This window comes from Pseudomonas sp. R62, from assembly GCF_000257605.1.
Lineage (GTDB): Bacteria > Pseudomonadota > Gammaproteobacteria > Pseudomonadales > Pseudomonadaceae > Aquipseudomonas > Aquipseudomonas atacamensis.
In genome coordinates this window covers 427,759-439,797 of record NZ_JH635998.1, presented here as the reverse complement: position 1 = coordinate 439,797, position 12,039 = coordinate 427,759, and the positions used below count along the sequence as shown (strand labels likewise).

General features: G+C 61.4%; 10 protein-coding genes and 1 pseudogene. 6 read left to right on the top strand and 5 right to left on the bottom strand.

The features are described 5' to 3' along the window. From recQ to OQK_RS03490, 3 genes and pseudogenes are all read left to right on the top strand, one after another. Window positions 1-1,990: pseudogene (gene recQ, locus OQK_RS03500) on the top strand (DNA helicase RecQ); the annotation flags it as partial. A 131-nt stretch (window positions 1,991-2,121) separates the two neighbouring features. Beyond that, complete coding sequence (locus OQK_RS03495; protein ID WP_016771142.1) at window positions 2,122-2,556, top strand: MarR family transcriptional regulator; 435 nt, start codon at window positions 2,122-2,124, stop codon at window positions 2,554-2,556. 127 nt (window positions 2,557-2,683) lie between these two features. Beyond that, window positions 2,684-4,492, top strand: a complete 1,809-nt coding sequence (locus OQK_RS03490) for a FimV/HubP family polar landmark protein (protein WP_038861085.1) — start codon at window positions 2,684-2,686, stop codon at window positions 4,490-4,492. Between the two features lie 103 nt (window positions 4,493-4,595). Here the strand turns inward: OQK_RS03490 and OQK_RS03485 are convergent, their stop codons facing one another. Beyond that, the gene (locus OQK_RS03485) at window positions 4,596-6,785 is read right to left on the bottom strand and encodes a patatin-like phospholipase family protein (RefSeq protein ID WP_016771140.1); all 2,190 of its coding nucleotides are present in this window, start codon (window positions 6,783-6,785) and stop codon (window positions 4,596-4,598) included. Between the two features lie 71 nt (window positions 6,786-6,856). Here OQK_RS03485 and OQK_RS03480 point away from each other — a divergent pair, with 71 nt between their 5' ends. Beyond that, window positions 6,857-7,144 (top strand): SelT/SelW/SelH family protein, encoded by a 288-nt coding sequence (locus tag OQK_RS03480; RefSeq protein ID WP_016771139.1) that lies wholly within the window; start codon window positions 6,857-6,859, stop codon window positions 7,142-7,144. On the opposite strand, the gene OQK_RS03475 is transcribed toward OQK_RS03480, so the two are convergent. Beyond that, complete coding sequence (locus OQK_RS03475; protein WP_016771138.1) at window positions 7,138-8,031, bottom strand: DMT family transporter; 894 nt, start codon at window positions 8,029-8,031, stop codon at window positions 7,138-7,140. The two genes, OQK_RS03480 and OQK_RS03475, sit on opposite strands and share 7 nt — an antisense overlap. Window positions 8,032-8,208: 177 nt before the next feature. Here OQK_RS03475 and OQK_RS03470 point away from each other — a divergent pair, with 177 nt between their 5' ends. Beyond that, on the top strand, window positions 8,209-9,024 hold the full coding sequence (locus OQK_RS03470; RefSeq protein WP_016771137.1) for a UDP-2,3-diacylglucosamine diphosphatase: 816 nt from the start codon (window positions 8,209-8,211) through the stop codon (window positions 9,022-9,024). A 110-nt stretch (window positions 9,025-9,134) separates the two neighbouring features. Here the strand turns inward: OQK_RS03470 and OQK_RS03465 are convergent, their stop codons facing one another. Next, window positions 9,135-9,725 carry an HD domain-containing protein gene (locus OQK_RS03465; protein ID WP_016771136.1) on the bottom strand — a complete coding sequence of 197 codons (591 nt, stop codon included), beginning with the start codon at window positions 9,723-9,725 and terminating at the stop codon, window positions 9,135-9,137. Between the two features lie 14 nt (window positions 9,726-9,739). Further along, complete coding sequence (locus OQK_RS03460) at window positions 9,740-10,051, bottom strand: DUF962 domain-containing protein (RefSeq protein ID WP_016771135.1); 312 nt, start codon at window positions 10,049-10,051, stop codon at window positions 9,740-9,742. A 165-nt stretch (window positions 10,052-10,216) separates the two neighbouring features. Here OQK_RS03460 and OQK_RS03455 point away from each other — a divergent pair, with 165 nt between their 5' ends. After that, entirely contained in the window at window positions 10,217-11,278 is a 1,062-nt protein-coding gene (locus OQK_RS03455; RefSeq protein ID WP_202947690.1) for an AraC family transcriptional regulator, read from the top strand. Here the strand turns inward: OQK_RS03455 and OQK_RS03450 are convergent. After that, window positions 11,235-12,039 (bottom strand): TrkH family potassium uptake protein (locus OQK_RS03450; RefSeq protein ID WP_038860497.1); only part of this gene is annotated, 805 nt, incomplete at its 5' end. The genes OQK_RS03455 and OQK_RS03450 overlap by 44 nt on opposite strands.

Below are 12,039 nucleotides of genomic sequence, written 5' to 3'. Positions count from 1 at the left end.
TGCTTCCAGGTGCCAGCGCTGTTGCGTGAAGGTCTGGCGGTAGTGGTATCACCGTTGATCGCGTTGATGGACGATCAGGTCGCCACCCTTGAAGAACTGGGTGTGGCCGCCGCTGCGCTGAACTCCACGCTGAGTGCCGAGCAGCAGCGTGATCTCGCCCTGCGGATCAAGCGCGGCGAAGTGAAAATGCTCTATCTCGCACCGGAGCGTCTGGTGCAGCCTCGCATGCTGGCGTTCCTGCAAAGCCTGGAAATCGCCCTGTTCGCCATCGACGAAGCGCATTGCGTGTCGCAATGGGGCCACGACTTCCGCCGCGAATACCTGCAACTGGGTCAATTGGCAGAGCTGTTCCCCAACGTTCCGCGCATTGCCCTCACCGCGACCGCCGACAAGCGCACCCGCGAAGAAATTGTCGATCGCCTGCACCTGCAGAACGCCGAGCGCTTCCTGTCGAGTTTCGACCGCCCGAACATCTTCTATCGCATCGTGCCCAAGGAACAGCCGCGCAAACAGTTGCTGGCGTTCCTCGCCGAGCGGCGCAGCGATGCCGGCATCGTTTATTGCCTGTCGCGCAAGAAGGTCGAAGAAGTTGCGGCGTTTCTCAGCGAGCAGGGCTTCCCGGCGCTGCCGTATCACGCCGGTCTGCCCAACGATCTGCGCGCCTATCACCAGAAGCGCTTCCTCAACGAGGAAGGCCTGATCATGGTCGCCACCGTGGCGTTCGGCATGGGCATCGACAAGCCCAACGTACGCTTTGTCGCGCACCTCGATCTGCCGAAATCCCTTGAGGCGTATTACCAGGAAACCGGTCGCGGCGGCCGTGACGGTCTGCCGGCGGATGCCTGGATGGCCTACGGTCTGCAAGACGTGGTGATGCTCAAACAGATGCTGCAGAACTCCGAAGGCGACGAGCGGCACAAGCGTCTGGAGCAGCACAAGCTCGACGCGATGCTGTCGCTGTGCGAAGAGACCCGCTGCCGCCGGCAGGCGTTGCTGGCCTATTTCGACGAAGACATGCCCGAACCGTGCGGGCATTGCGACAACTGTGTCGACGGCGTGCAGACCTGGGACGCCACCGAGCCTGCACGTCAGGCCTTGTCGGCGATTTTCCGCACCGGCCAGCGCTATGGCGTCGGTCATCTGGTCGACGTGTTGCTGGGCAAGGACAACGAAAAGGTGCGCAGCTTCGGCCATCAGCATTTGTCGGTGTTCGGCGTTGGCAAGGCGTTGAGCGAGAGCGAGTGGCGCTCGCTGTTCCGCCAACTGGTGGCGCGTGGGTTGGCCGATGTCGACCACGAGGGTTATGGCGGTCTGCGCTTGAATGACAGTTGCCGGCCGCTGCTCAAAGGCGAAGTGACGCTGGAACTGCGCCGCGACCTTAAACCGCAAGTCACCGCCAAAACCGGCAGCAAGAGCCAGGCCAGCCAACTGGTGCGCGGCGAGGAGCGCGAACAGTGGGAAGCCTTGCGCGCACTACGGCGCAAGCTCGCCGAAGAACACGGCGTGCCGCCTTACGTCATCTTCCCCGACTCGACGCTATTGGAAATGCTCCGCAGCCAGCCGACCTCGCTGGCGGAAATGGCCCGGGTCAGCGGCGTCGGCGCGCGCAAGCTGGAACGCTATGGCGAAGCCTTCCTCGAAGTGCTCGGCGGCGAGGCGGAGGCGCCGAAGGTGGTTGCCGATGTCCGACACGAGCTGATCACCCTGGCCCGCGCCGGCATGACCCCGCTGCAGATCGCCGGGCAGTTGCAGTGCTCGGAGAAGAACGTCTACGCCATGCTCGCCGAAGCCATCGGCAAGCAGCAATTGTCGCTGGAGCAGGCGCTGGATTTGCCAGAGGAGCTGATGGGCGAAGTGCAGGACGCGTTTCCTCGACGGTGAGGGCGAGTTGCCGTCGGTCGCCGAAGTGGCGGAGTTGTTTGCCGGGCGTGTGCCGGAAGGCGTGCTGTATTGCGTGCGAGCGGCTTTGCAGTCTGAATTCGAGATGTGAAACGACGTATGCGCCAAGCCCCGTGCAGTTGTAACGATTCAGTACAGAGCGACTCTTGCCTATAACTGCCGCCCATGCTTAGCTGACTAATAATTAGATTTTCCGTATTTCAGTCTAACCGTGAGTGTTTTATGCCGTTAACCGATCAACATCGCTTTGGTATGCAACTGGCCCAGATGTCTCGTGGGTGGCGTGCCGAACTGGATCGTCGTCTCGCCGGGCTGGGCCTTTCACAGGCGCGCTGGCTGGTGCTGCTGCATCTGGCGCGTTTTGAAGAGGCACCGACCCAACGCGAACTGGCCCAGAGTGTCGGCGTCGAAGGCCCGACCCTGGCGCGCTTGCTTGATAGTCTGGAAAACCAGGGACTGGTGCAACGTCAGTCAGTGATGGAAGACCGTCGGGCGAAAAAAATCGTGCTCTGCGCACCTGCCTTGCCTCTGATCGAACAAATCGAAACCATTGCCACGCAACTGCGCCACGAATTGTTCGAGGGCGTCGATGAGGCGGATTTGAAGGTGTGCATGCGCGTACACGGGCACATTCTGGCCAACCTGGAAAAATCTTGAGGCACATCCCGGTGGCGATTTTTTGAGAGATCGCGCTGAGCCGACTATAAGAACTACTGGGCAATATCGTGTTCGTACCGGATGTGCGAACGCATAGAAACCGGTTTTGCTTATTTAAGGGATGCTCATGCTCGCAAGTCGGCACGTGCTGCGCGGGGGCGCCAAATGGCTGCTGCTCGCTGGCGTATTCAGCTATTCGACCTGGTCGATGGCGTTGGGGTTGGGCGAAATCACTGTTTACTCAGCCCTCAATCAGCCGTTCAAGGCCGACATCGCGCTGGTCGATGTCGGCACGTTGACGCAAAACGATCTCTCGGCCAGCCTGGCTTCGGCGGATGAATTCGGTCGGGCCGGCGTCGAGCGGGTGTTCTTTCTCAATGACCTCAAATTCACTCCGATCCTGCGCGGCAGCCGCCAGATGATCCGGGTGACGTCCGGCAAACCGGTCAACGAACCTTTCCTGAATTTCCTCGTGCAGCTCGATCAGCCCAACGGCCGTCTGCTGCGCGAGTACACGGTGCTGATCGACCCGCCGGGTTCGCCGGGCATCGTGCCCGCCACCGACGAGCCGGATCCGCGTCCGCAATCCTCTGAATTTCCAACCGTCGAACCGGTTACCGCCCCGCCCCAGGCTGCCCAGGGCAAACGCGCTGCGGCGCCTGTGCCGCCAACGCCGGCGCAGCCTGCCAACGATGCGCAGGCCGAGCAACTGGCCGCCAGCGTGCTGCTCACCCAGCAACTGCAAAAGACCATCGACGAACAGAACCTCAGGCTGCAAGAGCAGCAAGTGCAAATAGCCGACGGCAAGAAGCAGATCGAAGAGTTGCAAACCCGTCTGGCCGAAGTGCAGAAACCGCCGCCACCACCCGTGGTCGCGCCGGCTCCGGCCGCAGTTTCAGCCCCGGTCGAGGCGGCAGGCGATGGCGTGAACTGGCCGCTGCTCGGCGGACTGGTATTGCTGCTGGGCGTGCTGGCTGCGTTGCTCATACGTCGTCGTAAGCAACGTTCGACAGCAGATGGCACGTCGACGCTGCTATTGCCTGAGAGCGCCGAAGAAGACGTCGACGAGCCCGAGCTTCAACAATCTGTCGGTGCGCACGCGGCAGCTGATCATCGCGACGAGCCCGGTGCCGGCGACGTGCTGGAGGCCGTGGGCATCTATCTGGCCTACGGTCGACTCAGCGAAGCCGCCGGGCTGCTGCGCGATGCCTTGCACAAGGAGCCTGAACGCACTGATCTCGGTCTGCAGTTGCTGGAGGTTCTTGGGCGCCAGGGTGACAGCGGCGCTTTTGAACAGCAGGAAAGCCGCCTGCGTGCGCTTGGCGTCGATGACCGTGAACTGATTGAAATCCGCGCTCGCCATCCAAAACTGGCAGGCGCCGCACCGGCGGCATTCGCAGCAACGCCAATCGCGCCCGAACTGCCCGTGGCCTCGGCAGCGACCGCAGCCGCGCCGCTTGCAGCGTCGCCCAGCGCTCTCGAGGATGATTTCGAATTGAGTCTGGGCGAGCTGTCGATGGATTCAAATTGGGATCTGAACGACAGCCGCGCTGACGCCGCCGCACCGCCGATCGATGATCCAGAGCTGGGCACCAGCCTGTCGGTGCTACCTGTCGATTTCGAACTGCCACAGGCTGCATCTGCCGAAGAAGCCGAACTCGAATGGATCCCCGAACCCGACGCCCAGCCGCTCGACGACGACTTTCTCAATGAGTTCGGCGATCCCGAGCCGTCGCTGGTGCTGGAACCTCTGGATCTGCAATTACCCGAGTCCATCGAGACCGACACCGAGGCCGCCGGCAAACTCGAACAGGCGCAAACCTGCATCGACGACGGTGACATCGACAGTGCAATCGCGCTGCTCAATGAATTGCTCAGGGAAGGGGATGAGCCGTTGAAGCAGACAGCAAGGACGTTGTTGGCGGGGATTCGCTGAGCGCCGACGTATTTCGTGTTCATCCGAGACCGCTTTCGCGAGCAGGCTCGCTCCCACAATGGAATGTGCTTTCCCTGTGGGAGCGAGCCTGCTCGCGAAGGCGTCAGAACGTCTGCCCCAGATTCAGATAAACCGCCTGCTCATCCGCATCATTCAACCCATACGTGAAGTTCAACGGCCCCAGTGGCGTGTCGAAGCCGATAAACACACTCGCGGCATTGATGTAGCCGCTGTCGAATTCATTGTCGTTGTTCCACGCCCGACCGCGTTCCACCGAGGCGCCGGCGTACAGCGGGAAGTCCAGCGGCAGGTACGAGCGCGGCGTCAGGCGGCGGTAGTACACCGCGCGCATCAGGCTGACGTTCTGCCCGGACAGCGCATCCTCACGGAACCCCGACAACTGCCGCGCGCCGCCGAGCAGGAAGCTTGAGGTCACCACATTGGCGTCGTCCAGCGTGCGCCCGTAGCGCCCGCCGAGAATCAGCGTGTCGGGCCCATGGCTCATGGCCTTGTCGAAATTCAGTTCCCATTGGCGATAGCGATTGTCTGAACCCAGGCCCGGTTCGAACTGGGCAAACGTCAGGCTGACGTCCTTGCCCTCGTGCGGAAAGTAGACGTTGTCCAGCGAGTCGTAGGAATACTTCACGGTATAGAAACCTTCGTTGAAGCTCTCGCTCGGCAGATCCTGATCACCGATGCGCACGTCAGCCTTGCCCCAGGCCTGGCCGACGCCGAGTCGCACTTCACCGTTGTTGCCGATCTGCCGCCCAAGGTTGAGGCCGAAGCCGTAGCGCTCGACCCGATACTGCGCGATCGGATCGTTATCCAGCACCGAGTCAACGTTCTGCGCCTCGAACGAGGCGTAGGGCGCGACGAAGTAACGCGAGCCGACGTCCAGCGGCTGATAGAACTCGCTGTACAGCTCCTGCTTGTCGCCGATCTGCGCGCGGGTCAGCCATTCCGCACCGAGGCGGTTAATGCCGTTTACGCGGTAACTGGCGCCGAGGTTGAAAGCACTGTCGCCGCGCATGTCGTCCGACAGATTGAGGCCGACCCGCAGATAATCGGTGCCGCTGCGTTTGCCGCTGGCGCTGATGACCAGGGTGTGATCTTGGCCTTTGTGCACGACGCGGTAACGCACTTGATCGAAGTAATCGAGGCCGTACAGCGTGCCCATGTCCGAATGCAGGCGGCCCAGGTCCAGCGGCGCGCCGATCGGTTGGCGGATGTAATAGCGAATCACGTCATCATCGACTTTCGAATCGTTTTCGATCCGGATCGCGGTAATGATCGGCGTGCGCTGACCAGGCTGGCGGGCGGCGTTCAATTCCGCGTCCTGGGTTTCCGTCGGCTTGAGTTGCGCCAGCCGCGCATCGAGGATTCGCGTGGCGCGATAACCGGCGTCGATCATCTCTTGAGCCTTGCCGAAATCGGTCACGCCGAACGCGGCCAGCGCAGGCTGGATCAATACGTCATTGGCGTGCAGCGTCGCCAGTTGTTCTTCGGAGTTGCGCCGGGTCATCAGGGTGATCGACTGATTGAGCACGTCCACCACGGTAGTCAACTGCTTGCGATTGCGCAGCGGTGTGCCGATATCGACGACGATGGCGATGTCGACGCCCATTTCCCGCGCGACATCCAGCGGGATGTTGTCGGTCATGCCGCCGTCCACCAACAACCGGCCATCAAGCTCGACCGGGGCGAACACTGCGGGGATGGACATGCTCGCGCGGATCACTTGCGGCAGGTGGCCTTTGCGGAACACCACTTTTTCGCCATTGGCGATGTCGGTGGTCACGGCGCGAAACGGGATCGGCAGTTTGTCGAAGTCGCGGGTGTCGCTGGTGTGGGCCAACAGGCTTTCCAGCAGCAGCGCGAGATTCTGGCCCTGAATCACCCCCAATGGCAGGCCGAGGCTGCCGTCGTCGCGGAAGCTGAGTTTCTGCTTCACCAGAAAGTCGCGGTCGTCCTGCTTGCGTCGAAATGGCACGTCCTCACGCGGCGGCGCGTCGGACAGCGCCGCTTGCCAGTCGATGCTCAGGGCGAGCTTTTCCAGTTCATCGACCTTGTAGCCCGAGGCGTACAGCCCACCGACCACCGCGCCCATGCTGGTGCCAGCAATCGCATCGATCCTGATGCCTTGTTCCTCCAGCGCCTTGAGCACGCCGATGTGCGCCAGCCCGCGCGCAGCACCGCCGGACAGCACCAGGCCGACTTTCGGTCGTGGCGCCTCACTGGCGAGAACCAGCAGGGGAAGGAAACCAAGCAGCAGGCAGAACAGCAAACGGCGCATTGTGAGTCTCGGGGCAAGCGGTAAAGCCGGCTATTATAGCGGCGCCCTCTGTCTCAGGAGTTTCAGCGATCATGACCGTCGCCAAAGCCGAAGTTGTCATCACTTATTGCACCCAATGCCAGTGGCTGCTGCGCGCGGCGTGGCTGGCCCAGGAGCTGCTCAGCACCTTCGCTGACGACCTGGGCAAAGTGTCATTGGTGCCGGGCACCGGCGGGGTGTTTCACATCACTTGTGCGGGTGTGCAGATCTGGGAGCGCAAGGCCGACGGTGGTTTTCCCGAGGCCAAGGTATTGAAACAGCGAGTGCGCGATCAGATCGATCCTGACCGCGACCTCGGCCACAACGACCGCACTCAGTGAGAGGCGGCCTCGGCGGCGACGGTTTTCTTGTCGGCCGAGCCTGACATCCGCGCCGACACCACAATCGCGACGATGATCAACGCGCCACCGATGAGCATCCGCAGGGTCGGGGTTTCGCTGAACAGCAGCCAGGCGATGGTGATGCCGTAGACCGGCTCCATGGCGAACACCACTGCCGCCGTGCGTGCCTTGATCACCGCCAGACTGGCGACGAACAGGCTGTGCGCCACGCCCGTGCAGAACACTCCGAGCAGGGCGATCCACAACCAGTCCAGCGCTCGGACCTGACTCAACTGCGGCGCCGCGACCGGCAACAGACACAACGCCACGACGACGTTCTGGCACAACGCCGCCTGCACCGCCGGGATGCGCCCGGAACTGGCGCGGTTGGTCAGCGACAGCAGGGAAAACAGCAGGCCGGACAGTACGGCCCAAAGCAAGCCGACGGTGGCGCCGCTGCCCAGATCAAATGCGGGCGTCACCAGCACCAGACCGATGCTGACCAATACCACCAGGACGATTTCATTGGCACGGATGCGTTCGCGGAAAATCAGTCCTTCGAGAATCACCGTAAACGCCGGGAAACTGGCAAAGCCCAAGGTGGCGATGGCCACCCCGGCGATCTTCACCGATACGAAAAAACTCACCCAGTGCCCAGCCAGCAACACGCCGCTGAGGGCGAGGCGCCGCCAGTCCACGGCCTGAAGTTTCTGCCAACCATGCTGGCTGGCGAAACGGGCGAAAAATGCCAGGGCGAGCACGGCAAAAGCCGCACGTCCAAAGACGATCACAGCAGGGGATGCGGCAGCGAGTTTGCCGAACACACCGGTCAGGCCGAACATCAAAGCGCCTATATGCAGGGCGCCGAGGGCAGTACGCGGAGTCATTGCAATCCTTGAAAGACAGAACAATTGCGCGCCAGTCTAAAGCGGTGTCGCCGCCGCGTCTGTCATTCAAAGCCTCAAGTGGTGAACGATGTGCGCTGTCACACGACTGACTCACGCCTGTCACGGTCGATTAACCCGGCGCGCGCAAGCTGGCGAAAACATCGCAGAGGGTTGCCCATGACCAGCGCCGAGCTCGCCAGACCCAGTCGCAAACAACGGGTGCGAACCCTGTGGATCTCCGATGTGCACCTGGGCACGCGGGATTGCCAGGCCGAGCACTTGTCGCAATTTCTCAAGGGCTACCACGCCGACAAGGTTTATCTGGTCGGTGACATCATCGATGGCTGGAAACTGCGCAGCGGCATGTACTGGCCGCAAGCCCACACCAACGTCATCCGCCGCCTGCTGACCATGAGCAAGCGCGGCACCGAGGTAATCTACGTCACCGGCAACCACGACGAATTCCTGCGGCGCTATTCGAAACTGATTCTGGGCAATATCCAGTTGGTCGACGAAGCGGTGCACGTTACGGCGGACGGCCGGCATTTGCTGGTGATTCACGGCGATCAGTTCGATGTGATCACCCGTTATCACCGCTGGCTGGCGTTTCTCGGCGACTCGGCCTATGAATTCACCCTGACCCTCAACCGCTGGCTCAATCACTGGCGCGCCCGGTATGGCTACGGTTACTGGTCGCTGTCGGCCTACCTGAAACACAAGGTCAAGACCGCCGTCAGTTTCATCAGCGACTTTGAAGAAGCCATCGCCCACGAGTGTGTGAAGCGCGAACTGCATGGCGTGGTGTGCGGGCATATTCACCATGCCGAAATTCGCAAGGTCGGCGGGGTGGATTATCTCAACTGCGGCGATTGGGTCGAGTCGTGCACGGCGCTGATCGAGCATTGGGACGGCACGATCGAGTTGTATCGACTGGCGGATGCCCAGGCGCGGGAGGCGGAATTGAAAGCTGCCAAAGTTGCCGAAATCGCCTGAGCGAAAAAGCACCCTGTGGGAGCGAGCCTGCTCGCGAAGGCGTAGTGTCAGACAAAACTTATGTGCCTGATACAGCGCTTTCGCGAGCAGGCTCGCTCCCACATGTGTTCTCAGGCCGGGCTGTGTTCTTGCATCGCAGCCTTGTAAATCGAGTTCTTCGGCTGCGCAAACAGCCGTTCCATCATCGGCTCGAAGAAACTCAGCGGCAGCGTGTCGTACGCCGGATCAAACGCCGCCGCGTCGTATTTGGCGCAGAATTCGGCAGTGGCCTGGAACTGCGGATGATCCTTGAATTGCTCGCGCAAGTGCCGATCCATGCCCAGGTGATGAAAGAAATAATAGCCCTGAAAGATGCCGTGCTTCTCCACCATCCACAGATTCTCCGCACTCACGAACGGCTTGAGAATCGCTGCGGCGATGTCCGGATGATTGTAGGAACCAAGGGTGTCGCCAATGTCGTGCAACAGCGCGCAGACCACGTATTCCTCGTCACGCCCGTCGCGAAAGGCGCGGGTCGCGGTTTGCAACGAGTGGGTCAGGCGATCCACGGGGAAACCGCCGAAGTCGCCCTCAAGCAGCTTCAAATGCGCGAGGATCCGCGATGGCAGCTGTCTGGCATAGGCACTGAAATCAGCGGCGATGATCGCCCAGTCTTCCTCGGTGCCGTCCTTCATATGGGTGAAGCGAGCATGGGCATTCATTGGCAGACCCTCATTCAGAACGCCACGCGACCGAGAATCATGTCGCGGTACATGACGAAATCGCCGAGCAGGCTGTACAGCGGATGCTGAAACGTCGCCGGGCGGTTTTTCTCGAAAAAGAAATGGCCGATCCAGGCAAAGCTGTAGCCGGCCAGAGGTAGCGCGAGCAACAGCAGCCAGGCGCCTTTGGCGATGCTCAGGGCGAGAATGAAGATGACCAGAGAAGTGCCGATGAAATGCAGACGACGGCAGGTGCTGTTGCTGTGTTCGGCGAGGTAATACGGGTAGAACTCGGCGAAGCTGTTGAACTGCTTGATGTTTTCCACGACCGCGCTCTCTGTGGTGATTGTTCTGGCGACAAGTTGTTCGGCGGGGAGCTTATTTGAGTCTAGAGTGATCATTGGCGTGGGCCAGTGACAATCGGCGCCACTTTAGTATCCTTCGCAAATAGGGCGGTTATCTGCAGCCCGTCATGTAAAAGAATAACAACCATGAGCGAACGAACGACTTCTGCAAGCTGGGCGATGGGGATTGTCAAAGCACTGGAGATGGACGGCCTGGATTGCCGGGTTCTGTTCAGGCAACTGGGGCTGGATTTCAGTGCCCTGGAAGATCCGGATGCGCGTTTCCCGCAGGATTCCATGACCCGGCTCTGGCAGCGCGCGGTCGAGGTGTCCGGCAACCCGGCGATCGGCCTGAACATGGGCAAAGTGGTGCGCCCGGCCTCGTTTCATGTCGCCGGCTACGCGCTGATGTCGAGCAATACCCTGGCCGAAGGTTTCCAGCGTCTGGTGCGCTATCAACGCATCATTGCCGAAAGCGCCGACTTGAGCTTTCGCTTGCTCGATGAAGGTTACGCGCTGATTCTCACCGTGCACGGCGATCACCTGCCGCCGACCCGGCAGAGCGCCGAAGCGTCACTGGCTTGCGCACTGGCGCTGTGCGGCTGGCTGACCGGGCGCCCGCTGCACCCGGTCAAAGTGTTGGTTCAGGGCGATCAGCCGACAAACCTGCAACCCTATAAAGAAGCCTTTCACGCGCCGCTGGTGTTCAACGCGCCTTACGATGCGTTGATCTTCGAACGTGCCGATATGGAGGCGCCGCTGCCGACCGCCAATGAAGCCATGGCGCTGTTGCATGATCGCTTTGCCGGGGAATATCTGGCGCGGTTTTCCGAAAGTCGCGTGACGCACCGGGCACGTCAGGTGTTGTGTCGTTTGTTGCCCCAGGGCGAGCCCAAGCGCGACACCGTGGCGCAGACGCTGCACCTGTCGCAGCGCACTTTGCAGCGGCGCTTGCAGGAGGAGGGCACCAGTTTTCAGCAGTTGCTCGACGACACCCGCCGTGAACTGGCCGAACAATATCTGGCGCAACCGAGCATGACCTTGCTGGAAATCGCCTACCTGTTGGGCTTTGCCGACCCGAGCAACTTCTTCCGCGCTTTTCGCCGCTGGTTCGACACCACGCCCGGCGAGTACCGCTTGCGCCTGACGCAGGTGCCGGACGCGGTCAATGACGCCAGAACGCCGGAATACACAGCACAAACACCGTAATGATCTCCAGTCGGCCGAGCAGCATGCCGAACGACAGAATCCACTTCGCCGCATCCGGCAGGGTGGCGAAGTTGCCGGCCGGGCCGATGGTTTCGCCCAGACCCGGGCCGACGCCGGACACGGTGCTGGCGGCGCCGGTCAGCGCGGTCATCCAGTCGACCCCGAGCAGCGACAGCAGCAGCGCGATTACGCAGATGGTGATGGCGAAGAAGAACGAGAAGGTCAGGATCGAACGGACAATTTCTTCGTCGAGGCGGTGACCGTTGTACTTCTGCTTGATCACCGCGCGCGGGTGGATCAGCTGATTGAGGTTGGCCTTGAGCAGGATATAGGCGACCTGGAAACGGAAAATCTTGATCCCGCCCGCTGTCGAGCCGGAGCATCCGCCGACGAAGCCCAGGTAGAAAAACAGCATCAGCGAGAAGTTGCCCCACAGGCTGTAGTCGCCGAGGGCGAAACCGGTGGTAGTGACTACCGAGGTCACGTTTAGCGCCACATGCCGCAGCGCTTCCAGCCAATGCAGCTTGGTGGTCCACCAGTACCAGGTGCCGAGCACCAGCCAGGTCACCAGCAGCATCGCCAGCAAACCCTGCACCTGTTGATCCTTGATCAACGCCCGGCGGTTGCCGCGCAGCGTCGCCACGTACAGGGTGAACGGCAGACTGCCGAGGATCATGATGACGATTGCCACCCAGTGCACCGCCGGTTGCGTCCACTTGGCCAGCGACTGGTCGGAGGTCGAGAAACCACCGGTGGAAATC